This is a genomic window from Streptomyces aureocirculatus, from assembly GCF_000720475.1.
In the GTDB taxonomy this organism is placed as follows: Bacteria; Actinomycetota; Actinomycetes; order Streptomycetales; family Streptomycetaceae; genus Streptomyces; species Streptomyces aureocirculatus.
This window is the reverse complement of sequence record NZ_JOAP01000005.1, coordinates 29,132-52,160: the sequence shown is the minus strand read 5'-3', so window position 1 is coordinate 52,160 and position 23,029 is coordinate 29,132. Positions and strand designations below refer to the sequence as shown.

Genomic DNA, 23,029 nt, shown 5'->3' with positions numbered 1-23,029 from the left:
AGGCATTCCGGTCGGAATAAACCACGGCCTGAGATCAATGCCACATCACATCGTCATCACAAAGCCTCTGATTCGGCCGAGTGCGGCACTCACTCGCTGTAACGTCGATTGGGTGCGTACCGAACGAAGTCTGACCCGTCTGGACCGGCTCTTCGCCCGGCTAGACCGTGAGCCGGAACGGCCGGCCCACCTCGACGAGCCGAGGATGAGCCCGCACCGGGTCGTGCTCTTCAGCGCGACGCTGGCCTTCTACGCGGCCATCGTCGTCGCCGTCGTGACCACGTCCTGGCTCGTGCGGTTCGACTGGCAGGTTATGTTCTTCCGGCCCTACCAGCAGTGGCCCGAGATCCACGGCTTCCTGGACTACTGGGTGGTCCTCGGCCAGCGCGGCCCGACCGCCGTGATGGTCGCGGCCTGGCTCGGCTGGCGCTCCTGGCGGCAGCACACGCTGCGGCCGCTGCTCATGTTCGGCGCGGCCCTGCTCCTCCTCAACGCCACGGTGGGCGCCGCCAAGATCGGCATGGGCCGTCTCGGCCCGCACTACGCCACCGTCATCGGCTCGAACGAGATGGGCCAGGGCGGCGATATATTTCCTTCGGGCCACACCGCCAACGCCGTCGTGACCTGGGGAATCCTGGCCTATCTCGCCTCCACCCCGCGCACTCGGCGCTATCTGTCGGCGCTCTCCGCCGTGGTCTCCCTGAGCGTCGGCCTCACCACCGTCTACCTCGGTACGCACTGGCTGAGCGACGTCCTCCTCGGCTGGGCCGCGGGCCTGCTCATCCTGCTCGCGCTGCCCTGGGTCGAGCCGCTCATCAGCGTCGTCGAGTCCTGGATCCTCGGCATCAGGGACGCCTTGCGCCGTCGCGGCGGCGTACCCGTGCCGCTGCCGGTCACCCCCGCATCCCTGCTCCCGCAGCGCTCCCCCGCGGGCTCCCGCGACGAGCAGGCACCCGCGCGCGAGCCGGTCACCGCCGCCCGCTCCCGCGCCCCCGCCTACCTCGCCCCCGGCCCGCACACCGCACGCTGCGAGCGGACGCCGGTCACCCCGCAGGGCACCCGCCGTCCGCCGCACCCCGAGCGGGTGCGCGGCACCTCGGCACGGCCGCTCGCCGGCGGCTGAGCCGCCCCACCGACCGCGGGAACGGTACGCACAGCCGGCCCCCGCACGACGAAGGCCCCGGAGACCGTCGAGGTCCCCGGGGCCTTCGGCTGTCGGCGGTGGCGCGCTCAGCCCTTCCAGCAGCGCTTCACTACGCCGTCCGCGACCTCGAAGTTCAGCCGTCCCGCGAGGTACTCCATCGTGATGAACGTGCCCGGCGGCAACGACCTGACGGTGGACCAGCCGCGTTCGCGGGCCCGGCGCTCGGCGTCCTCGGCGGCGAGGCCGAGGTAGCAGTCCGGCTCGTCCTGCGGTTCGGCGGCGGGTGTCGGTAGGGGTGCCATACCCGCCACGTTAGGCCGCGGGTCCGTTCCGGGGAAGCCCGGAGCCGTGCACCATGTGTCACCGGCGCCCCTCCGGTCACGCTTTTGTCACAGGATCACGACGCGCGTTTCATCGCCGACTGGTCACACGTACGAGCGGTTCGAGTCCGTCAAGGGCGTAATTCAGAAGGAACTCGGGGCCGTTCGGGGCCCCCTCGGAGAAGCACGGGAAATGCCGGGCGGAGTACTCCGGGCGGGGTACTCGACCGCTCCGTGAATGCCCGCGCACGCCCTTTGCCGATCCTGCGCATTTCCGATTACCGGGCGCCCCGCGGGATGTGACACGGCATAGGGAATTCTTGATTCCGCCGCGGTGCGCGCCCCCGTGCCCGGCACCGTTCGCGGCACGCCGTCGTACGCCCTCTGTCGGACCCGGGTCCCCGGCGAGCATCATGGCGGGTGCTTCGGGCAAGCCCAGGACGCAGACGGCGAAGGGGCACGCAATGGGGACGCAGACGGAGCAGGTGGCGGCGCGGCCGGTACCGCGGCGGACGGCGGGCCGCATCCTCGTCGACTGGCTGACCACCACCGACCACAAGAAGATCGGCCACCTCTACCTGATCACGTCGTTCGCGTTCTTCCTGATCGCCGGTCTGATGGCCCTGATGATGCGGGCCGAGCTGGCCCGCCCCGGGCTCCAGCTCATGTCCAACGAAGAGTTCAACCAGATGTTCACCATGCACGGCACGATCATGCTGCTGCTCTTCGCGACCCCGACGTTCGCGGGCTTCGCCAACGAGATCATGCCGTTGCAGATCGGCGCGCCGGACGTGGCCTTCCCGCGCCTGAACATGCTCTCCTACTGGCTGTTCCTCTTCGGCGGCCTGATGGTGCTCGGCTCCCTGCTCGTGCCGAGCGGGCCCGCGGCCTTCGGCTGGTTCGCGTACGCGCCGCTGAACAGCCTGGAGCGCTCCCCCGGCATCGGCGCCGACCTGTGGATCATGGGGCTCGCGCTCTCCGGGTTCGGCACGATCCTCGGCTCGGTGAACTTCCTGACCACGATCATCGGCATGCGCGCACCCGGGATGACGATGTTCCGGATGCCCATCTTCACCTGGAACGTCCTGTTCACCTCGATCCTGGTGCTGCTCGCGTTCCCGGTGCTCGCGGCGGCGCTGCTCGTCCTGGAGGCCGACCGGCGGTTCCACTCGGTGGTCTTCGACGCGCAGTTCGGCGGGGCGCTGCTGTGGCAGCACCTCTTCTGGTTCTTCGGGCATCCGGAGGTCTACATCATCGCGCTGCCGTTCTTCGGCATCGTCACGGAGATCATCCCGGTGTTCAGCAGGAAGCCGGTGTTCGGCTACATCCCGCTGATCGGAGCGACGATGGCCATCACCGGTCTTTCGGTGGTGGTGTGGGCGCACCACATGTTCGCGACCGGCGCGGTGCTGCTTCCGTTCTTCTCCTTCATGTCGTTCCTGATCGCGGTGCCGACGGGGGTGAAGTTCTTCAACTGGACGGGCACGATGCTGAAGGGGTCCCTCTCGTTCGAGACCCCGATGCTGTGGTCCGTCGGGTTCCTGGTGTCGTTCCTGTTCGGCGGTCTGACGGGCGTCATCCTCGCCTCACCGCCCCTTGACTTCCACGTCACCGACTCGTACTTCGTCGTGGCGCACTTCCACTACGTCGTGTTCGGCACCGTCGTGTTCGCGACCTTCGCGGGCTTCTACTTCTGGTGGCCGAAGCTCACCGGCAAGATGCTCGACGAACGCCTCGGGAAGATCCACTTCTGGACGCTCTTCGTGGGCTTCCACACCACGTTCCTCGTCCAGCACTGGCTGGGCGCGGAGGGCATGCCCCGGCGGTACGCGGACTATCTGGCGGCGGACGGCTTCACGGTGCTCAACACGGTGTCGTCCATCGGCGCCTTCCTGCTCGGCCTGTCGACGCTGCCGTTCCTCTACAACCTCTGGAAGACGGCCAAGTACGGCGAGAAGGTCGAGGTCGACGATCCCTGGGGGTTCGGCCGCTCCCTGGAGTGGGCGACCTCGTGCCCGCCACCGCGGCACAACTTCCTGACGCTGCCCCGGATCCGCTCGGAGTCCCCCGCGTTCGACCTGCACCATCCCGAGTACGCGGCGCTGCGGGCGCCGGACGACCAGACGGATCACCCCGGTCCAGGGCCCGGCTCAGGCGGTCCCTGACCGCCCGCAGTCGCTCGGCGAGATCGTCTTTTTCCCCACCCGCCCGCCCTTACGGGCGGTCAGGTGCACGCCTGCGTGACGTCCCGGGGCTCCGGCGGGCAAGTTTCAGCCCGTCCGGCGTTTGAGGACGAGGCCCGGAGGGCCGATGGGGGGGAAAGGGGCGCAGCCCCAGGGGAGGCACCACACTGCGCGGCGCGGGTCGGCTAGGCGACGCGGATCGACAGGTCGTTGTCGACGGTGTAGTAGGGGCCGACCTCGACGGTACCGCCACCCCGGGCGGGCACCCGCTTCACCGGATAGGTGAAGATCGGCTTCTTGTCGGCGACGTCGTCGAGAAGCCGGGCGAGCCGAACCCGCGGCCCCTCCTCCCCGGCGGGCCACAGCCACAGGTTCCAGACCCCCACGCCCTCGGCGAGCGCCCCGTACCCGAGATCGAAGCGGAACTCCGAGGCACCCGCGGACCCCGCGGTCACCGGGGCGCGTACCACCCGCCCCGGCTCACCGCGCAGACCGGCCTCGACGTACGCGGCGTCGGTCAGCCCGGTGCCGTACACCCGGCCGTGCCCGGCGAGCCCCGCGGCCTCGATGACCAGCTCCCCGGTCTCCGCGTGCGGGGCGCGCAGCCAGGACCGCACCGACAGGTTGCCCTGCTTGGTGGCGTAGGGGATGCGCACCGCGACATGGCCACGGCTACCGCTGGGCGCGCGGTCGACCAGCGAGCGCAGATCGTTCACGCCCGGCATCAGACGGCGCGGCTCACCGCTCTCCACCTGCGCGTACGCGTTCCAGCGCCCCTCGGGCAGCTCGACGCTGCTGGGCAGGGCGGCCCGCAGCCGCCCGTCACCGGCCGGGGTGAGCGGCAGCCGTACCTCGACGGCCGGGTCGGAGTCCCGCAGCCGGAGGAGCAGATGCGCGGCGCCCCCCTCACCGGGGTCGGTGACGTCGAAGGTGAGCCCGCCCGCGGAGTCCGCGATGCAGTCGGCGCGCGGCGGCAGCAACTGCCCGTCGGCGCCCGCGGCCTCCCGCGAGCCGTCCAGCGTGCCCCGTGTGAACACGGCCGTCATGCCAAGCGCCCCTTCGTCGGTACGGTTCTTCCGGCGTCCCGCACGGCGTACGCGCCGCCGAGCAGCGCGCCCCGCGCCCGGTGCATCGAGCCGCGCACCCGGCCGCCCAGCGAGCCGCCCCGCTGGAGCATGCCGTCGAACATGTCCTCGTAGCGTTCGGCGATGTGGGCGGGGTCGAAGCGCTCGGAGTCCTGGAGCGCGGCGCCCGCCATCCGCTGCCGCAGCGCGTCGTCGTTGATGAGTTCCAGGAGACCGCCGGCGATGGCGTCGGCGTTGCCGACCTCGACGAGCCTGCCGTCGACACCGTTGTCGATGATCTCGCCGGGCCCGTGCGGGCAGTCGGTGGCCACCACGGGCAGCCCGCAGCGCATCGCCTCCACGATCGTCATGCCGAACGACTCGAGGCTGGAGGTGACGGCCGCTATGGAGCCCTTGGCCCACTCCGGCTCGATGGGGTGCGCGGGGCCCATGAGGAACACGTGGTTGTACAGGCCGAGGTCGTCGATCAGCTTGCGCAGCTTGTCCTTCTGCTTGCCGCCGCCGTAGATGCGAAGGCGCCAGTCGGGACGCTCGCGGCGCACCTTGTCGAAGGCGCGTATCAGCAGGTCGTACCGCTTCACGGGAGCGAGTCGCCCGGCCGCTACCACCCACTTGTGGGAGCCGTCGGCGGGCTCGATGCCGGGGGCGGGCACGGGGTTGGGCACCGCCTGCACGTGTACGCCGGGCAGCCGCATCTTCTTGCGGTACGCCGCCGCGTCGGCCTCGGTCGTCGTGGTCAGGACGTCCAGGCGCGGATAGACGCTGCGCAACTGCAGGCGCAGGGCCTTGGAGTGGCTGTCGAGCGTGAGGTGCTCCTGGCCGACGCGCAGCACGCCGCGCCGGGCCTGGCGGGCGATGTGCACGTTGAGGCCGGGCCGGGTGCCGATGACGACGTCGGACTGCAGGGAGGTCAGGTGGGCCGCGATGCGCTCGTCGGTCAGGGCGCTGTACTGGCCGTAGCGGCCCTCCGCGCTCGGGAACACCTTCGCCGGGGTCCGGTAGGCCTCGGTGTCGCCCTCGTATCCGGGGCTGTCCTTCCTGATGTCGACGAGATGGCTCAGCCTGACCCGCGCGTCGGGTGTGAAGACCGGCTCGTCCCGGTGCCGCAGCACCGACACGACATCGACGTCATGGTGCTCGGCGAGTGTGTTCGCCAAGTTGTACGTCGTCCGGATCGTCCCTCCGATCCCGTACGCGTTGTGGATCAGGAAAGAGATATGCATACGTCCCCGTATTCCGCGCTTGCCTGTGGACAGTCCGTCTCGTCCGCCTACCGAGGGGTTAGACGGAAAACTTGGGCCAAAGGTTGGGTCCCCTTTCCGTCTTGTTCTGCAACGGATACAAGATCGATAGCCGGAATCGGGAACTCCATGACTGGTACAGCCATCAGGGCTGGTAGGAGAGCTGTGGTACGTCGAAGCAGGTGCGGTTCATATCGCCCTGTGTGACCCACCCCTCACTGTCCTTCCAACGGGCCACGGACAGACATGTGTGGCGGGTCCTCGGTGGCTTCGCCCTCCGCTCGTACGTCACGGGCAGCAGCAGACCGTCGGCGTCATAGGGGGCGCCCGGGCCCAGGTACCGGTCGACGCACGCCCGCGTGACGTCGCCCCCGGACGCCGCGCACGACCTGGCCGCGTCCGTGAACCACATCGCGGCGGCCCAGCCCTCCAGTTGCCACTGGGAGTGGGTCTTCGCGTCCTTCGTGGCCTCCCGGAAGGCGCGTACCGCCGGGTGGCCGGTGTCCTCGTGATTGCGGCTCGATCCCGTCGCCCACAGGGCGTTGCGGCAGCGGGGCGCGTCCTTGTAGTCGTCGGCCACCGTGGACGACCAGTTCTGGACGTTGGTGACCTTCGCGGTGACCTCGGCGCCGACGTCGTCCATGGCCTCGCACAACTGCGCGTTGCCGTGGGTGTCCATGGCGTCGAAGACGAGGTCGGCGTCCCGGTCCTTCAGGTCGGCGGCGACCGCGCGGAAGTTGGGCAGCGCGAAGTCCACCTGCTCGGTGACGACTTCGTAGCCCTCGGCCTCCAGACCGCGCTGCACCAGGCGGGCGTACGCGGCCGACGCGGCCTGGTTGTAGGAGACGACGGCGGCGGTACGGGCGCCGTGCTCGCGCTTGAAGTAGCGGTAGACCTCGGTGCCGCCGTACAGACTGCCGTCCCAGCCCGGTTTCCCCGTGCGCGGGGCGAGGCTGCCGTAGATGCCGTACAGGTGCGGATGGGTGTCGTAGGCCGGGCCGATGGGCTGGCCGCCGATGTCGGGCACGCGCGCGCGGGACACGCGCGCGGCGCCCGCGTAGTCGAGGACGGTGGTGGCGACGAGCGCGACGACCTTCTTCTCGTCGAGCAGCTTGTGCACGCACTCGTTGTTGCCGACGCCGCTGCCGCCGTCGTCGCAGGTGTGCACCTCGACGGGGCGGCCGCCGACGCCGCCGCGGTCGTTGAGGCGCGCGAAGTAGGCCTTGGCGCCGTCGCGCGGCCCGGTGAAGGCGGAGCCGCCGACGGGGCTGGTGGCGCTGGCGATGATGCCGACCCGCAGCGGCGGCCCCTGCGGGTTGCCGCGCGACGTGGGCGTCCGCGCCTCGAAGTCGCTCTCCGGCAGCCTGCTGCCACAGGCCGTGCCCGCGAGCAGTGCGGCGACGGCGAGGACCGCGAAGGGCACGTTCCGGAGCCGCGACACCTCAGCAGCCGGGTCCCGGCGACGCGCTGCCGCTCAGCTTCACCAGCGCGCACAGCGTCTTGACGGACACCTTCCAGGTGTCGTCCTGGTTCACGGCCGTACCGCTGGCGGTGGGCAGCGCGGTCGCGCCCTTGAGCGTGAGCGCGTACGTCACGTCTGCCTCGGCCGGCGAGGTGAACTCCACCTTGCCGACCTTCGCGCGGACCTGCTTGCCGCGCTCGTCCCCGCTGAAGCCCGCAAGGACCGCGCGCATCTCCTCGCCGTTCTCCAGGACGGCTTCCTTGTCCCGCATCGGCGTGGCCGGGTCGAAGAACTTCTCGAAGTTGCGCCGCACCTGTTTCTCGGCGGCCGCGGGGTCGGCGGGCGCGTCCGCCGGCGGCTTCGACGAGGTCTCCACCGAGGGTTCGGGCGGCTTCCTCTCGTCGCCTCCGCTGTCGTCGCCGCAGGCCACGGCGGCCGATGCGATCAGCAGGACGACGACGGCCACCGGCACCGTGCTCCGCGCCCTTCCCCGCCGGGGATCGCTCCCCCGCCCAGGCCTTGTCCAGAGCACCATCTGGCTCACCACCGGGTGTCGGTCCGGACGCAGAGCGCCCGGTGTTTTCAGGGTCGGCTTCCAGAAGGCATAGTGCAAGCACTTGGCCGACATGAACAGACCCGGTCGGCCACGGCGGACTCACGTCGTCTCCCAGGGGGCCCTCGATGCGGGCGGCAAAGACGGATCAGACCTCTCCCGCCGCGGCTCCGGCGGCCTCCAGGGCGGCGGCCCGACTGCGGGCGGTGCACCCGCTCCTCTGGGCGGCGTACGCGGCCCTCGCCACCGGGGCGGTGCTCTGTGTGACCGGCTGGTACGGCATCTCCGGCGAGCGCTTCGCCGAGCGGCAGTTGCCCTACCTCGCCTCGTGCACGGTCCCGGGCGCCGCGCTGATCGTCGCGGGCGCGGTGCTCCTCGCACACGGCCGCGGGGCGCTCGCCGCCGCGCGCGTCGAGGAGTTGTACGGGCTTCTCGTGGCCCTCGACGACCAGGTCCCCGGCGCCGGACCCGCCGAGCAGGCCGCGACGCCCCTCGCCACCAGCGACGCCCTGCTGATCGTGCCCGGCGGCGGGCTCCTGCACCGCGCGGACTGCCCCCTGGTGTCCGGCAAGGCGGACGCGGTGCCGCCCGCCGCGCGTGACCTGCGCGCCGGTGCCGCGGCGCCCTGCCCGATCTGCGCTCCCCCGCTCCGGCAGGGCTCCACGGACCCGACAGGCCCGGAGGACTGACCCGGTGGCCTCCCTGAGCTACGACCTGACGCTGGCCGGGCTCGCCGTCGGCAGTGCCGCCGCCCTGACCGGGATCGGCCTGATCGTCACCTACCGCGCCACGGGCGTGCTCAACTTCGCGCACGGCGCCGTCGCGATGGTGTGCGTGTACCTGCTGCGCCAGTTCACCGTCGGATGGGGCTGGCCGCTCTGGCTCGCCGCCGCGGTCACCCTGTTCGCCGTGGCACCCGCCATCGGCCTCGTCCTCGAACGCGCCGTCTTCCGGCCCCTCGCCGTCCTCGGCGGCGACCCGGCCCAGACCCTGGTCGCGTCGATCGGCGTGTTCGTGCTCCTCGTCGGCGGGGCGGCACTGCTCTGGGGGCAGGGCGCGCGGGCCGACGTGCCGACGCTGGTCGAGGCGGACCCCTGGGCGCAGTTGGCGGCCGCGGTGGTGCTCGCCGTCGCGGTGTGGGCGGGCACCCGGTTCACCCGCTTCGGCGGCGAACTGCGCGCCGTGGTCGACGACCGCCGTCTCGCCGTCCTCACCGGGATCGACGCCGACCGGGTCGCGGCGGCCGGGTGGGCGTTCGGCTCGTTCACCGCGGGCCTCACCGGCGTGCTGCTCGCTCCCTACGTACGCCTCGACCCGTACGGTCTTCCGCTGCTCGTGATGGAGGTCGTGGCCGTCGCCGTGGCCGCCCGGATGCGCCGTCTTACGGTGGCCGTGGTGGTGGCGCTCGGCATCGGCGTGGCACAGAGCCAGTTGACCCGGCTGCACCCCTCCGGCTGGGGCGAGCCGCTGCTCCAGGCCGTCGGCGCGAACCTGTTCGTGGTGGCGCTGCTGTTCGCCGCGCTCGTCCTGCCGGGCATCGGCACGGGGGACGCGCTGCCGCGCACGGCCACGGCCCGGGTGCGCACACCGGCCGGCGCGTGGATCGTGGCCCTCGTCCTCTTCCTCCTCCCGCTCGGCTTCGCGGGCTCCGACCTCACCACCTCCGTCCAGGTGCCCGCGCTCGGCGTCATCCTGCTGTCCCTGGTCGTGGTCACCGGGCGCGGCGGGCAGATCTCCCTCGGCCAGGCGGCGTACGCGGGTCTCGGAGCGCTGTTCACCGCGCTGTTGGTGCACGGGCGCTTCCCCGGCCTGCCCGAACTTCCGCCGCCGCACGCCCTCGCGGTGGCCGTCCTGCTCGTCGCCCCGCTCGGCCTGCTCACCGGCCACCCCGCGATCAGCCGCCACGGTCTGGCGCTCGCCCTCGCCACCTTCGCCGTCGGGGTCGGCGTCAGCCGGTTCGTGTTCGCCCAGCCGTACGCCGCGTCCGGTCTCACCCTCGGGCGGCCCGCGGGCTTCGGCGGTGACCGCGCGTACTACCTCCTCGAACTGGTTCTGCTCGCGGGTGCGCTGCTGCTCGTCGCGGCGCTGCGGCGGGGTCGTACCGGGCGGGCGCTCGCCGCGATGCGGGACCACGAGGCGGGGGCCGCGGCCGCCGGGGTGCCCGTGCGGGCGCTGAAGCTCTCCGCGTTCGTCGTCGGGGCGGGGCTCGCCGCGCTCGGGGGCGGGATGCTCGGCATGGGCGTCGGGGCGTTCGACCCGGGTGCGTACGACCCCGTGCGGGGGCTGCTGTGGTTCGCGGCGGTCGTCGTGCTGGGGGCCGACAGTCTGCTGGGGGCGCTGCTTGCCGCCGCGTTGCTCGTCGGGCTCGACGCGGGGGCGCGTGGGGGTGTGGCCGCCGCGGTGGTCGGCGTGCTCGCGATTCTCGTCGGCCGCTTTCCCGGGGGGCCCTATGAGGCTCTGCGGACCGCTACGCGGGGGGTGCGGAGGCATCCTGCGTTGACGCCGTTGGGGGTGCGGGTACGGGGTGCCCTTACCGGCACGTCGGCTTCCCGGGGCCCTGCCTCGGCTGACGTCTCGTCGAGCGGTGCCCGGCGCCGGGGGCTGTGCCCACCCTTCCCCAAGCTCTCGGCTCCGCTCGAGCAGGGGAGACCCCACTCGCCCTGCGGCACGATTGCCCACGGTGGTAGCGGCAGTAGCGGCAGTGGGGAGCCTCGGCCGGGCGCCGCCTCAGGCGCGAAGCCGCAGACCGGCGCCGCCTCCGGCACAGAGCCGCAGACCGGCGCCGCCTCCAGCGCAGACCCGCGGACAGGCGCCGCCTCCGGCGTCAAGCCGCAGGACGTTGACGGCTCCGATGGGTGGCGGTTGGCCGGTGTGCGGGGGTGTTCTCGGGTCGGTGCGGGGCTCGAAGCGCGTCGGTTGCGGCTCGCCTATGGGAAGTTCGTCGCTCTGCGGGACGTGTCGCTCAGCGTGCCCCCGGGGCGGGTCACCGCTGTCGTCGGGCCCAACGGGGCCGGGAAGAGCAGCCTGTTCCACTGTCTGGCCGGGACCGTGCGGCCGGGAGGTGGGCGGGTGGTGTTCGGAGGCCGGGACATCACGCGGCTGCCGGCGCACGCGCGTACCCGGGCCGGTCTGGCCCGTACGTTCCAGCAGCTCGCGGTGTTTCCGACGCTCACCGTCGCCGAGAACGTCCGGGTGGGCGCCGAGCAGGGGCGGGTGCGCGACCCCGGGGCGCCGGACCGGGCGCTGCGCCTCCTCGGCCTCGACACGGTGCGCGACCGTCCGGCGGCGGACCTGCCCACCGGCACCCTGCGCCGGGTCGAACTGGCCCGGGCCCTCGCGGGCGACCCGTACGTCCTCCTCCTCGACGAGCCCGCGGCCGGCCTGGACACGGCCGAGGTGGCCGCGCTGACGCGGATCCTGCGCGCCCTCGCCGCGGACGGCACGGCACTGCTCGTGGTGGAGCACGACCTGGACCTGGTGGCGGGCCTCGCCGACACGGTGTACGTCCTTGCGGCGGGCCGCATCGTCGCCGAAGGCCCAGCGGACCAGGTCCTGGACGGCGCGCACGACGGAGGCGGGACGCGATGAGCACCCTGGAGCTGCGTGCGGCCCGGGTGCGTTACGGCCCGCTCGAGGCACTGCACGGCGTGCGGCTCGCCGCGCCCGCCCCCGGCCTGACGGTCCTCGTCGGCCGCAACGGCTCCGGCCGTACGACCGCCCTGCGCGCCCTGGCCGGGACCGTGCCGCTGTCCGGGGGCGCCGTCGTGTGGGACGGCACGGACGTCACCCGGGTGCCCGCGCACGAACGCGCCCGCCGGGGCCTGTGCTTCGTACCGGACCGGCAGGCCGTGTTCGGGTCGCTGACGGTGCGCGAGAACCTGGAGCTGGCCCGGGCCCGCGGCGGCTTCGCCCCGGCCCTGGACGCCTACCCCGAGCTCGCCCCGCTCCTCGGGCGCCGCGCGGGCACCCTGTCGGGCGGCGAGCAGCGCATGCTGGCGCTCTCCCGGGCCCTGCTCGCGCGGGCGGGCGTGGTCCTCGTGGACGAACCCACGCAGGGCATGTCCCCGCCGGTCGCCGCCCGTACGTACGGTCTCCTGCGGGGCCTGGACGCGTGCGTGGTCCTCGCCGAGCAGCGGCTGCCGCCCGGCCTTCGCGAGCGCGGCGGCCGGGCGGCGACGGTGGTGTACGAACTGCGCAGGGGCGAGGTCGTGTTCGCGGGCGAGCCCGGGGAGCTGCCGGAGGAAAGCCCCGTCGCGGCACCGCCCGTCACGGGATGACGAGCACCATGCCGACGTCGATGCGGTCGGGACGCGGTCCGACGGTGGTGCGGTTGGCCTGGTAGAGGGCCTTCCAGCCGCCCTTGACCTGGTGCCTGCGCGCGATGGAGCTGAGCGTCTCGCCGCGCTTGACCACGTGGGTGATCCGCACCGGGTTGAGCGCGTCCCCGGCGAGTCCGGCCGCCAGGACCTTCTTGGAGCACACGGGCCAGGCCTTCCAGCCCTGGGTGCGCAGGACCTTCTGGGCGACCTTGATCTGCTGCTCGCGGGTGGCGAGGTCCGCGCGCGGCGCGTACGCGAGGCCGCCGTGCTCCACCCAGGTGGGCTGGTAGAACTGCAGGCCGCCGTAGTAGCCGTTCCCGGTGTTGGCGTCCCAGCGGCCGTTGCTCTCGCATTGGGCGAGGCAGGCCCACGGCCCTTCGGCGCGCGTGCACTCGTACAGGTTCCGCGTCGGCGACGCCGTGGCCGGTGGCGTCAGGAGCGCGAGGGCAGCGGTGGCGAGCAGAGTGACGGACCGAAGACGTGTGTTCGACATCGGGTGCATCGGTCACGCTAAGCACGCCTTCGAAGGGCTCGGAGTCCGCCGCGCCGTCGCGGTGCCGCGGCCCCACCCGGTCGGCCGATGTGGCCGGGGGCGGGGCCGCGACGGACGTCAGACCGTGAGCCGCTGGCCGGGCACGATCACGTCCGGGTCGCCGCCGATGACCCCTTGGTTGGCTACGAAGATCCGCTGCCAGTCGGTGCCGTGCGCCGCGGCGATGCGGCTGAGCGTGTCACCGGACCGGACGGTGTAGTTCCCCGAACCGGCATCGGCGCGGGCCGTGCCGCGCTCGCTGCGGGCCGGAGCGCGGTACTGCGGAGCGGGCTGCTCCGGGGCCGCCTTCGGCGCGGCGGGCCTGGGCGCCGCCTGCTTCGGTGCCGCCTGCTGCGGTGCCGCCCGCTGCGGTGCGGCGGGAGCGGCGGCCGCACCCGGCGCGGCGCCCTGGGCCCCGGCCCGTGCCGAGCAGGACGGCCACGCGCCCCACCCCTGCGCCCGCTGGACCTTCGCCGCGACGGCGATCTGCTGTGCCTTGGACGCCCTGTCGGCGGTCGGCGCGTAGGCCGTGCCGCCGTACGCCCGCCAGGTCGCGGCGGAGAACTGGAGCCCTCCGTGGTAGCCGTTCCCTGTGTTGATCTGCCAGTTCCCGCCGCTCTCGCAACGGGCGATCCGGTCCCACACTCCGCTGTCCGCGGCGGCCTGGCCGGTCGCGGTGAGCAGTGCGAGGGGCGCGAGGATCGCGGCTCCGCCGAGCACTGCCGTCCTGCGAATGTACTGGGGACGAACGGACATGTATTTCCCTCTCCAAGGACCCGGGCTCCCCCTGGCTCCGCGGGCCCCGCGCGCGTCCGGCGCCGGGTGCCCGCCGAGCCCCGCCCGCCCGGGGCTGCCGAAAGGATCGGCGGCGCGTTCGGCGGACGTACCCGAGCGGTGCTCGCTGCACACGGCGGTGGAATCTAGGAGCGCACTCGCCCCGCCATCAACCAGCGGCCCGTCGGGCCAGGCCAGTTGACTGTTACCTGCGGTAGCGACGAGATCAGGACACCCACTGAGTTCCCTGATATCCGCATTTACCATCCCGCCGCCGAATCGATCTGTGACTCACTTCACCAACTCAACTTCCTTTTACGCAAGCGCTGTTGGCGCGGAGTGACGGATACGGGCCGGGAACTCACGCTCCGCTGCGGATAGTTCAATTCCGTTCCCCCCTGCGCGTGACTTGCACCACTGATCGCCCGTTGTCTCCTTTATGAGCCGGGCACCACCCGGACACCCCACGCATCGATCCCGAGGAGTCACCCGTGCCGCGCATGCTCGACCTCAGCGACGAGGTACGTGCCGAGATCGGCGATGAAGAAGCCGACCGCCTGCTCGCCGGAGAGAACGCCCCGGGCGCCTACGACTGCACCTCCTGTCGCACCCCGGGCGACTCGGAGCGCGAACGCACCAGCACGGTCCTCTTCGTCGGCGACGAGACCGCCGTGCTCGCCTTCGCCCACGCCACCTGTCTGCCGTCCCAGATCGTCGAGGTCGCCGAGGAGCAACTCCAGGGCGCCGTCCGTTCGATCACCGGCGAGGCGGGCGGCGCGGCCAGGACCGTCCCCGACCTCCCCCCCGAACAGGCCGTGCTCGGCGTCACCAGCGGGCTGGTCCTGATCGAGAACGAGTTGCAGCCCGCCCTCGTCGTGGAGCCCACCGGGCCGATCGCCCGCCCCAGCGCCGCGCCGAGCGGCGGCGACGACTTCCTGCCGCTCCTGATCGAGCAGGGCTTCACGCCGATGACGAGCCTGGCGGGCGTGCCGCCGACGGTGCACGGCTGGTCGGTGCTGCTCGCCATGGGCCAGCTCCACGCCATCCTGCAGCCCGGTACGGGCGGCGGCCCCCAGGTCGCCTGGTGGCAGGCGCACCAGCCGCTCCAGGTCACCGAGGGCTGGCGGGCCGCGGCGAACAAGCTCCAGTCGGTGCTCCTGTTCGCGGCGCCCGCCGGAGCCATCGGCCGCCAGCCCCGCGAGGACCTGCTGCGTGACGCCCTCGACCGGTCGGCGGCGCGCGGCCAACTGGTCGCCTGCGCCATGCCGTTGGCCGGCACGTGAGCGCGGTCCGCGCGCCGGGCGCCCGCCGTGCGTCCGGCGCCCGGACGAACCCGCTCCCAGTGCCGCCTACCAGGCGAAAGAGGGGGTTCGCCCCGCATCCGTCGGGCCTCGGTGTCGTTGGCCCAGACGTGCACGCATACGACCCCTCAGCCCACCGGCCGTACCAGAGCCCCATCCCGTCCATGCGCACGGCGCAGGACGCCGTGGCCACCCCCTCGGCCACGCCGATCTACGACGCGCTGTACTCGGAGTACCGGCGGGCGTTCCGCGCCCTGCCCGGTGACAGGACCGGCGAGGAAGACCTGAGGTTCACCGCCTTCGGCCCCGGGCCGTACCCGCAGCACGGCGCCGGACGTCACGAAAACCGCCACGACCGGCACCTGTCCCGGCACGAGGCGCGCTACGACTCCCGGGTCGACCCGCGGCACCAGCCGTTCCACGTGGCCCGCTACGGCCAGCAGGGCCAGGCCGACCACCACACCGGCTACGGCCAGCTCTTCCCCGCCGCGCTCCCGCCGGGCCCGCGCCGCGGGCTCTGAACCGCGCCCCGCGCCCCGAAAGAAGCCGATGCCCGGCCTTCCCTCTGGAAGGCCGGGCATCGGTGCGCGGAGAGCCGGACCCGCTACTTCTTCTTCTGGTTCTTCTGGCCGCGCTTCTCGCGCACCCGCACCGAGATGTGGATCGGCGTGCCCTCGAAGCCGAACTCCTCGCGGAGCCTGCGCTCCACGAACCGGCGATAGCCGTGCTCGATGAAGCCCGACGCGAACAGCACGAACCGCGGCGGCTTCGTGCCCGCCTGGGTGCCGAACAGGATGCGCGGCTGCTTGCCGCCGCGGACCGGGTGCGGATGCGCGGCGACCAGTTCGCCGAGGAAGGCGTTCAGACGGCCCGTCGGCACCCGGGTCTCCCAGCCCGCGATGGCCGTCTCGATCGCCGGGACCAGCTTCTCCATGTGGCGTCCGGTGCGCGCCGAGACGTTCACCCGGGGCGCCCAGGCCACCTGGGCCAGCTCGGTCTCGATCTCCCGCTCCAGGTAGTAGCGGCGCTCCTCGTCGAGGGTGTCCCACTTGTTGTACGCGAGGACGACCGCGCGGCCCGCCTCCACCGCCATGGTGACGATGCGCTGGTCCTGCACGCTGATCGACTCGCTGGCGTCGATCAGGATGACCGCGACCTCCGCCTTCTCGACGGCCGCCGCGGTGCGCAGCGAGGCGTAGTAGTCGGCGCCCTGCTGGAGGTGGACGCGCTTGCGGATGCCGGCGGTGTCCACGAACTTCCAGGTGACGCCGCCGAGCTCGATCAGTTCGTCGACCGGGTCGCGGGTCGTGCCCGCGAGTTCGTTGACGACGACGCGGTCCTCGTTCGCCACCTTGTTCAGGAGGGAGGACTTGCCGACGTTCGGGCGGCCGATGAGCGCGATGCGGCGCGGGCCGCCGACGGCCGTGCCGAAGGTCTGCGCGGGCGCCTCCGGCAGCGCTTCCAGGACGGCGTCCAGCATGTCGCCGGTGCCGCGGCCGTGCAGCGCGGACACCGGGTGCGGCTCGCCGAGGCCGAGCGACCACAGCATCGCCGCGTCCGCCTCCGCCGAGGGCCCGTCGACCTTGTTGGCGCACAGCACGACGGGCTTGCCCGCCTTGCGCAGGAGGCGCACGACGGCCTCGTCGGTGTCCGTCGCGCCGACCGTGGCGTCCACCACGAACACCACGGCGTCGGCGGCCTCGATCGCGTACTCCGCCTGTGCGGCCACGGAGGCGTCGATGCCGAGGACGTCCTGCTCCCAGCCGCCGGTGTCGACGACCTTGAAGCGGCGGCCCGCCCACTCGGCCTCGTACGTCACCCGGTCGCGGGTGACGCCCGGCTTGTCCTCGACGACGGCCTCGCGGCGGCCGATGACGCGGTTCACCAGGGTCGACTTGCCGACATTGGGGCGCCCGACGACGGCGAGCACGGGCAGCGGGCCGTGGCCCGCCGCCTCGATGGCGCCCTCGACGTCCTCGATGTCGAAGCCCTCTTCGGCGGCGAGCTCCATGAACTCCGCGTACTCGGCGTCGCCAAGCGCCCCGTGCTCGTGCTCGTCCGAGCTCGGCCCGGAGGGGTTCTGGTCGTTCATGAAGTCCGTACCTCGTTCATCGTGGTCATCGGTGGCCCGGCCAAGGCGGTCGGTCCACTACTGAAAGTCTCGCTCAGCGCCCGGTCAGGCGCCTGGCGTTTTCCAGGTGGCCGGTCAGCCGCCCCTGGATCCGTACGGTGGCCTCGTCGAGGGCCTTGCGGGTGCGCCGCCCGCTGCTGTCGCCCGCCTCGAAGGGGTCACCGAAGACGACGTCGACGCGGGTGCGCAGCGGCGGCAGCCTCTTTATCAGCCGCCCGCGCCGCTCCGTGCTGCCGAGCACGGCGACCGGCACGATCGGGGCTCCGGTGCGCACCGCGAAGTACGCGAGCCCGGCCCGCAGCGAGGCGAAGTCGCCCTCGCCCCGGGTGCCCTCAGGGAAGATCCCGAGGACGCCGCCCTGGCCGAGCACCGCGAGCGCGTCCGTGACGGCCGTGCGGTCGGCCGTCGTACGGTCGACCTGGAGCTGGCCGATGCCCCGCAGAAACGAGCCGAGCGGCCCGACGAACGCTTCCTTCTTGATCAGGAAGTGGGTCGGCCGGGGCGCCACACCCATCACCATGGGGCCGTCGACGTTGTGCGAGTGGTTCACGGCGAGGATCACCGGGCCTGCCGCGGGGACCCGCCAGGCCCCGAGGACGCGGGGCTTGAACAGGCCGTACATGAGGCCGACGCCGATGCGGCGGCCGACGTCGGCGCCGCGCTCGGAGGGCGCCGCCCGCCCGGCCGGTACGTCGGTCACTTGCCGGCCCGCTTCTCCTCGACGAGCGTGACGACGCACTCGATGACCTGCTGCAACGTGAGCTCGGTGGTGTCCACCTCGACGGCGTCGTCCGCCTTGGCGAGGGGCGAGGTCTTCCGGCTGGAATCGGCCGCGTCCCGCTTGACCAGGGCCTCCCGGGTGCTTGCGACGTCGGCGCCCTTCAGCTCGCCGGAGCGGCGGGCCGCACGGGCCTCCGGGGACGCCGTCAGGAAGATCTTGAGGTCGGCCTCCGGCAGGACCGTGGTGCCGATGTCGCGGCCCTCGACGACGATGCCCTCGTCCGCGCCGCCCGCGATGGAGCGCTGCAGCTCGGTGATCCGGGTGCGCACCTCGGGAACGGCGCTGACCGCGCTCACCTTGGAGGTGACATCGGCCGTGCGGATCGGGCCCGCGACATCCGTGCCGTCGACGGTGATCGTCGGGGCGGAGGGGTCCGTGCCGGAGACGATCTCCGGCTTCCCGGCCACGGCGGCGATGGCGGAGGGGTCCGTGAGGTCGATGCCGTTGTGCACCATCCACCACGTGATCGCCCGGTACTGGGCGCCGGTGTCCAGATAGCTCAGGCCGAGCTGGGCCGCGACCGCCTTTGAGGTGCTCGACTTCCCCGTGCCGGAGGGACCGTCGATGGCGACGATCACGGGAGCCGGGCCTGCGGCGGCGGTCTTTTCCACGGATTCCACGGGGAGCGGACACCTTTCTCGGTGCGGGGGACGGGGTGGGCCGCCTGCTCGGCGCCCCGCACAAGGTTACTGGCTTCAGGCCGTGGCCCTTCCCGGGTCCCGCGGCGCAAGCTCCCGTGCGCCCCCCGCCGGGCCCGGGCCAGGCCCCGTCAGGCCCCGTCAGGCGACACTGTCGCCCCCCTGGGTCACTGCTGGCGCAACGACCACCCTCGCTCGCGCAGCGCCACCGCGAGCTGTGCCGCCGCCCTGGGTTCGACCATGAGCTGGACGAGGCCCGCCTGCCGCCCGGTGGCGTGCTCGATGCGGACGTCCTCGACGTTGACGCCGGCCCGCTCCGCGTCGGCGAAGATGTGGGCGAGCTGTCCGGGCTGGTCGTCGATGAGCACGGCCACGACCTCGTACACCGTGGGCGCGGTGCCGTGCTTGCCCGGCACCCGTGCCTGCCCGGCGTTGCCCCGCCGCAGCATGTTCTCGACGCCCGTCGCGCCGTCGCGCCGCTTGCTCTCGTCGGCCGACTGCAGCTCCCGCAGCGACGTGACCGCCGAGTCCAGGTCGGCGGCGACCTCCGCGAGCAGGTCGGCGACCGGGCCGGGGTTCGCGGAGAGGATGTCGATCCACATCCGCGGGTCGGACGCCGCGATGCGGGTGACGTCCCGGATGCCCTGGCCGCAGAGGCGTACCGCCGTCTCCTCGGCGTTCTCAAGACGGGCCGCGACCATGCTGGAGACCAGGTGCGGCATGTGCGAGACGAGGGCGACCGCGCGGTCGTGGGCGTCCGCGTCCATGACAACGGGCACGGCCCGGCACTGGGCGACCAGTTCGAGGGCGAGGTTCAGGACGTGGGTGTCGGTGTCCCCGGTGGGCGTCAGGACCCACGGCCTGCCCTCGAAGAGGTCCGCCGAGGCCGCGAGGGGCCCGCTGCGCTCACGCCCGGACATCGGATGCGTGCCGATGTACGAGGCCAGGTCGAGGCCCATGGCCTCGAGCTCGCGGCGCGGTCCGCCCTTCACGCTCGCCACGTCCAGGTAGCCGCTCGCGGCCCCGCGGCGCATCGCGTCGGCGAGCGTGGGAGCGACGTAGGTGGGCGGCACGGCGACCACGCACAGGTCGACGGGCCCCTCCGGCGGCTCGCTCGTGCCCGCCCCGAGCGCGGCCGCGGTGCGCGCCTGCTCCGTGTCGTGGTCCGCGAGGTGCACGGTGACGCCGCGGCGCGCGAGGGCCAGGGCGGCCGAGGTGCCGATGAGGCCGGTGCCGATGACGAGGGCGGTCTTCACCTGGTCACGTCCTCACGCAGAAGGACCCCACGCAGAGCGGCCCCACGCAGAGGGCCACGCAGAGCAGCCTCACGCGGGGCGGCCGTCGTGCCGGCCCGTGTCCTGGTCCGCCCCGGCCGCGCGACCTCGGCCCCGCGCTCCACGCCGGTCCACAGCCCGTGCCGCCCCGGCCCGACGGCCCCCCGTACCCCTCGTACCGTCACCGTGCTGCTCCTCGCTCGTGTGCACCCGTCGTGCCCGGCCGTGCCGTGTGACGCCGCCGCGCTCCCCCGCAAAGGGTAGTCAGCCCGGCGTGCGACCACGTCAAAGGTTCCCCGGGCGAGGTTCTTCCGACGTATCGGCGGTTCACCCCGGTTGTATCGCGGCCGCACCCGCCAAGACCGACAGGCCTACAGGTCGACTTCCTTCATCAGCATGCCGACCTCGGTGTTGGAAAGACGGCGCAGCCAGCCCGACTTCTGGTCGCCGAGCGTGATCGGGCCGAAGGCGACCCGCACCAGCTTGTCGACGGGGAACCCGGCCTCGGCGAGCATGCGGCGCACGATGTGCTTGCGGCCCTCGTGCAGGGTCACCTCGACCAGGTAGTTCTTGCCGGTCTGCTCGACGACGCGGAAGTGGTCCGCGCGGGCGTAACCGTCCTCGAGCTGGATACCGTCCTTGAGCTGCTTGCCCAGGTCACGCGGGATCGGGCCGACGATGTGCGCGAGATAGACCTTCTTCACGCCGTACTTCGGATGGGTCAGGCGGTGCGCAAGCTCACCGTGGTTGGTGAGCAGGATGACGCCCTCGGTCTCGGTGTCGAGCCGCCCCACGTGGAACAGCCGCGTCTCGCGGTTGTTCGTGTAGTCGCCGAGGCACTGGCGCCCTTCGTTGTCCTCCATGGTGGAGACGACACCGGCGGGCTTGTTCAGCGCGAAGAACTGGTACGACTGCGTGGCCACGGTCAGGCCGTCGACCTTGATCTCGTCCTTGTCCGTGTCGACCCTGAGGCCCTGCTCCATGACGATCTCGCCGTTGACCTCGACGCGGGCCTGCTCGATCAGTTCCTCGCAGGCGCGCCGGGACCCGTAGCCCGCGCGGGCGAGGATCTTCTGCAGCCGCTCGCCCTCCTGCTCGGCGCCGGGGAAGGTCTTCGGCGGGGAGACCTTCGGCTTGCCCGCGTACCGCTCGCGGTTGCGCTCCTCGGCGCGCGTCTCGTACTCACGCGAGCGCCCGGGGGCCGGGCGGCCGCCGCGCTGTTCCTGGCTCCGCTTGGGGCCGCCCTTGGCACCGCCGCGCGCGGAGGCGCCGCGGCCCGACTTCGGGCCCTCGTGCGTGGCGCCCGGGCCCACGTCGTAGCGACGCTCCTCGGGGCGGGGCTTGCTGGGGCGGCTCGGCTTGTCGTCCCGGTCGTTGCCGGCAGCGCGGTAGTTGCCGCGGCCACCGCCGCCGCCCGCACCGCCCCGGGGAGCGTCGCCCCGGCCGCCCGCACCGCCCCGGGGAGCGTCGCCCCGGCCGCCCGCACCGCCCCGGCCGCCGCCGGTCCGGCCACCGCTGTTGCCGCGGCCGCCGCTGTTGCCACCACGGCTCCCGCCGTTGTTTCCGCTGCTGTTCCTGCCGCTGCTGCTTCGCATCAAAGTTCCGTCTGGTCGTCTGCGTCTCGTGTATCCGGCGCATCGGGTGCGTCCGGGTCGAACGACGGGAGGCCTTCCTGCGTCTCCGCCTCGATCGCGTCCGCCTCGGGGAGGAAGGGCGCGAGCTCGGGGAGCTCGTCAAGGCCGCGCAGGCCCATCCGCTCCAGGAAGTAGTTCGTCGTCCTGTACAGGATCGCACCTGTTTCGGGTTCCGCGCCCGCCTCCTCCACCAGACCCCGCTGCAACAGGGTGCGCATGACCCCGTCACAGTTCACGCCGCGCACCGCGGAGACGCGCGAGCGGCTGACCGGCTGGCGGTAGGCGACGACGGCGAGCGTCTCCAGGGCCGCCTGGGTGAGCCTGGCGTGCTGCCCGTCCAGGACGAAGCCCTCGACGGCCGCCGCGTACGCCGGGCGGGTGTAGTAGCGCCAGCCTCCCGCCACCAGACGCAGCTCGAAGCCGCGCCCCTGGACGGTGTACTCGTCGGCCAGCTCCCGCAGCGCGACGGCCACCGCTCGCCGGGGCCGCTGCAGGACCTTCGCCAGGTGTTCCTCGGTCGCGGCCTCGTCCACGACCATGAGGACGGCCTCCAGGGCGGGCTTGAGGTCGAGCCCGGCGACGGCGGACCGCAGGTCCCCGGCAGGACTGTTCTCCGTAGGCACGGCACCGTCTTCGGCGGGTACGGCGTCTTCGGCGGGCACGGCGCTCACGGCTTCTTCTCCTCGTCCGGCTCGGGGGCGCGGTCGAACTCGTCGGTCACGGTCGGTGCCGCGTCGGCGTCGCCGCCGGTCCAGCGCACCAGGAGCTCGCCGAGCGCGGTCTCCTGCTCCAGGGCGACGGCCTTCTCCCGGTACAGCTCCAGGAGCGCCAGGAAGCGGGCGACGACGGTGAGGGTGTCATCGGGGCCAAGATCTTCGATCAGCGCCCGGAAACTGGCCTCGCCGTGCTCCTTGAGCCGCGCGACGACGACCGCGGCCTGCTCGCGCACGCTCACCAGCGGCGCGTGGATGTGGTCGACGTACACCTGCGGCTTCGCCCTGGGCTGCATCGCCTTCACGGCGAGCTTGGCGAACCCTTCGGCGCCGATGCTGATGACGACCTCGGGCAGCAGCTCGGCGTGGTGCGGCTCAAGGCCCACGGTGCGCGGGTAGCGGCGGGCCTCCTCGTCGAGCCGGCCGCTGAAGATGTCGGCGATCTGCTTGTACGCGCGGTACTGGAGCAGCCGCGCGAACAGCAGGTCGCGCGCTTCGAGCAGCGCGAGGTCGGCCTCGTCCTCGACCTCGGCCGCGGGCAGCAGCCTGGCCGCCTTCAGATCGAGCAGGGTGGCCGCGACCACGAGGAACTCGGTCGTCTGGTCCAGGTCCCAGTCAGGACCCATGGCCCGGATGTACGCCATGAACTCGTCGGTCACCTTGGACAGCGCGACCTCGGTCACATCCAGCTTGTGCCGGGCGATCAACTGGAGCAGCAGATCGAAGGGCCCCTCGAAGTTCGCGAGCCGAACCTTGAACCGCCCGTCGTCGGGCTCCGGCGCTTTCTCCTGCTCCGGCGCCTTCTCCTGCTCCTGCTCCGCAGGGGGATCCGGAAGCTCCGGGGGCGGGTCCTGAGGCGCCTCCACCCCCGGCCCCCGCCCCAACGACCGCCGGGAACGGCGTGGCTCGGCAGGGGCGGAGTCGATCTGCATCACGGTCCAAGG

General features: G+C 72.6%; 21 protein-coding genes. 7 read left to right on the top strand and 14 right to left on the bottom strand.

From position 1 onward, the window contains the following. The first annotated feature begins 112 nt into the window (after window positions 1-112). Window positions 113-1,123, top strand: a complete 1,011-nt coding sequence (locus tag IG78_RS0105505) for a phosphatase PAP2 family protein (protein WP_030560122.1) — start codon at window positions 113-115, stop codon at window positions 1,121-1,123. A gap of 107 nt (window positions 1,124-1,230) precedes the next feature. Here IG78_RS0105505 and IG78_RS0105500 read toward each other — a convergent pair whose 3' ends face one another. After that, the gene (locus tag IG78_RS0105500) at window positions 1,231-1,446 is read right to left on the bottom strand and encodes an I78 family peptidase inhibitor (protein ID WP_030560120.1); all 216 of its coding nucleotides are present in this window, start codon (window positions 1,444-1,446) and stop codon (window positions 1,231-1,233) included. Window positions 1,447-1,928: 482 nt separating this feature from the next. Here IG78_RS0105500 and ctaD point away from each other — a divergent pair, with 482 nt between their 5' ends. Further along, window positions 1,929-3,629: an aa3-type cytochrome oxidase subunit I gene (ctaD, locus tag IG78_RS0105495; protein ID WP_030560119.1), complete on the top strand. Its 1,701-nt coding sequence runs from the start codon at window positions 1,929-1,931 to the stop codon at window positions 3,627-3,629. 203 nt (window positions 3,630-3,832) lie between these two features. Here ctaD and IG78_RS0105490 read toward each other — a convergent pair whose 3' ends face one another. The 4 genes from IG78_RS0105490 to IG78_RS0105475 all read right to left on the bottom strand — a co-directional run bounded on the left by IG78_RS0105490 (window position 3,833) and on the right by IG78_RS0105475 (window position 7,970). Continuing rightward, window positions 3,833-4,693 (bottom strand): hypothetical protein, encoded by an 861-nt coding sequence (locus tag IG78_RS0105490; protein WP_107054820.1) that lies wholly within the window; start codon window positions 4,691-4,693, stop codon window positions 3,833-3,835. Continuing rightward, window positions 4,690-5,955, bottom strand: a complete 1,266-nt coding sequence (locus tag IG78_RS0105485; RefSeq protein WP_030560116.1) for a glycosyltransferase family 4 protein — start codon at window positions 5,953-5,955, stop codon at window positions 4,690-4,692. The genes IG78_RS0105490 and IG78_RS0105485 overlap by 4 nt, the downstream gene beginning before the upstream one ends. A 163-nt stretch (window positions 5,956-6,118) precedes the next feature. Continuing rightward, complete coding sequence (locus IG78_RS0105480; protein WP_225881952.1) at window positions 6,119-7,396, bottom strand: ABC transporter substrate-binding protein; 1,278 nt, start codon at window positions 7,394-7,396, stop codon at window positions 6,119-6,121. Window positions 7,397-7,415: 19 nt separating this feature from the next. Then, entirely contained in the window at window positions 7,416-7,970 is a 555-nt protein-coding gene (locus tag IG78_RS0105475) for an MTB12 C-terminal domain-containing protein (RefSeq protein ID WP_404827656.1), read from the bottom strand. 146 nt (window positions 7,971-8,116) lie between these two features. Between IG78_RS0105475 and IG78_RS0105470 the strand changes: the two genes are divergently transcribed. Genes IG78_RS0105470 through IG78_RS0105460 form a run of 3 tightly spaced genes read left to right on the top strand, consistent with a single transcriptional unit; the run spans window position 8,117 to window position 12,265 of the window. Continuing rightward, window positions 8,117-8,677 (top strand): hypothetical protein, encoded by a 561-nt coding sequence (locus IG78_RS0105470; RefSeq protein ID WP_225881953.1) that lies wholly within the window; start codon window positions 8,117-8,119, stop codon window positions 8,675-8,677. Between the two features lie 4 nt (window positions 8,678-8,681). Then, window positions 8,682-11,576 carry an ABC transporter permease subunit gene (locus IG78_RS0105465; protein ID WP_030560111.1) on the top strand — a complete coding sequence of 965 codons (2,895 nt, stop codon included), beginning with the start codon at window positions 8,682-8,684 and terminating at the stop codon, window positions 11,574-11,576. Then, window positions 11,573-12,265, top strand: a complete 693-nt coding sequence (locus IG78_RS0105460) for an ATP-binding cassette domain-containing protein (RefSeq protein WP_051852400.1) — start codon at window positions 11,573-11,575, stop codon at window positions 12,263-12,265. The genes IG78_RS0105465 and IG78_RS0105460 overlap by 4 nt, the downstream gene beginning before the upstream one ends. On the opposite strand, the gene IG78_RS0105455 is transcribed toward IG78_RS0105460, so the two are convergent. Both IG78_RS0105455 and IG78_RS0105450 read right to left on the bottom strand, forming a co-directional pair. Next, entirely contained in the window at window positions 12,255-12,800 is a 546-nt protein-coding gene (locus tag IG78_RS0105455) for a LysM peptidoglycan-binding domain-containing protein (RefSeq protein WP_107054827.1), read from the bottom strand. The genes IG78_RS0105460 and IG78_RS0105455 overlap by 11 nt on opposite strands. Before the next feature lie 117 nt (window positions 12,801-12,917). Then, window positions 12,918-13,595, bottom strand: a complete 678-nt coding sequence (locus IG78_RS0105450; RefSeq protein ID WP_030560108.1) for a LysM peptidoglycan-binding domain-containing protein — start codon at window positions 13,593-13,595, stop codon at window positions 12,918-12,920. A gap of 509 nt (window positions 13,596-14,104) precedes the next feature. On the opposite strand from IG78_RS0105450, the gene IG78_RS0105445 reads away from it, so the two are divergent. Together IG78_RS0105445 and IG78_RS0105440 are read left to right on the top strand one after the other, a co-directional pair. Next, window positions 14,105-14,896 carry a hypothetical protein gene (locus IG78_RS0105445; RefSeq protein ID WP_030560107.1) on the top strand — a complete coding sequence of 264 codons (792 nt, stop codon included), beginning with the start codon at window positions 14,105-14,107 and terminating at the stop codon, window positions 14,894-14,896. A 182-nt stretch (window positions 14,897-15,078) separates the two neighbouring features. Further along, window positions 15,079-15,435, top strand: coding sequence for a hypothetical protein (locus tag IG78_RS0105440; protein ID WP_051852399.1), 357 nt, complete (start codon window positions 15,079-15,081; stop codon window positions 15,433-15,435). An 83-nt stretch (window positions 15,436-15,518) separates the two neighbouring features. On the opposite strand, the gene der is transcribed toward IG78_RS0105440, so the two are convergent. The 7 genes from der to IG78_RS0105405 form a co-directional block, all read right to left on the bottom strand. After that, window positions 15,519-17,006 carry a ribosome biogenesis GTPase Der gene (gene der / locus IG78_RS0105435; RefSeq protein WP_030560105.1) on the bottom strand — a complete coding sequence of 496 codons (1,488 nt, stop codon included), beginning with the start codon at window positions 17,004-17,006 and terminating at the stop codon, window positions 15,519-15,521. A gap of 73 nt (window positions 17,007-17,079) precedes the next feature. Beyond that, window positions 17,080-17,784: a lysophospholipid acyltransferase family protein gene (locus tag IG78_RS0105430; RefSeq protein ID WP_225881954.1), complete on the bottom strand. Its 705-nt coding sequence runs from the start codon at window positions 17,782-17,784 to the stop codon at window positions 17,080-17,082. Further along, window positions 17,742-18,446, bottom strand: a complete 705-nt coding sequence (cmk, locus tag IG78_RS0105425) for a (d)CMP kinase (RefSeq protein WP_199813225.1) — start codon at window positions 18,444-18,446, stop codon at window positions 17,742-17,744. Before cmk ends, IG78_RS0105430 begins: the two co-directional genes overlap by 43 nt. Before the next feature lie 185 nt (window positions 18,447-18,631). Beyond that, window positions 18,632-19,720 (bottom strand): prephenate dehydrogenase, encoded by a 1,089-nt coding sequence (locus IG78_RS0105420; protein ID WP_030560101.1) that lies wholly within the window; start codon window positions 19,718-19,720, stop codon window positions 18,632-18,634. Between the two features lie 389 nt (window positions 19,721-20,109). After that, window positions 20,110-21,333 carry a pseudouridine synthase gene (locus tag IG78_RS0105415; protein WP_030560099.1) on the bottom strand — a complete coding sequence of 408 codons (1,224 nt, stop codon included), beginning with the start codon at window positions 21,331-21,333 and terminating at the stop codon, window positions 20,110-20,112. Beyond that, a complete protein-coding gene (scpB, locus tag IG78_RS0105410; RefSeq protein ID WP_030560098.1) occupies window positions 21,333-21,965 on the bottom strand; it encodes an SMC-Scp complex subunit ScpB in 633 nt (210 codons plus the stop codon). The genes IG78_RS0105415 and scpB overlap by 1 nt, the downstream gene beginning before the upstream one ends. A 74-nt stretch (window positions 21,966-22,039) precedes the next feature. Continuing rightward, window positions 22,040-23,017, bottom strand: coding sequence for a segregation and condensation protein A (locus tag IG78_RS0105405; RefSeq protein WP_051852398.1), 978 nt, complete (start codon window positions 23,015-23,017; stop codon window positions 22,040-22,042). Window positions 23,018-23,029: the final 12 nt, after the last annotated feature.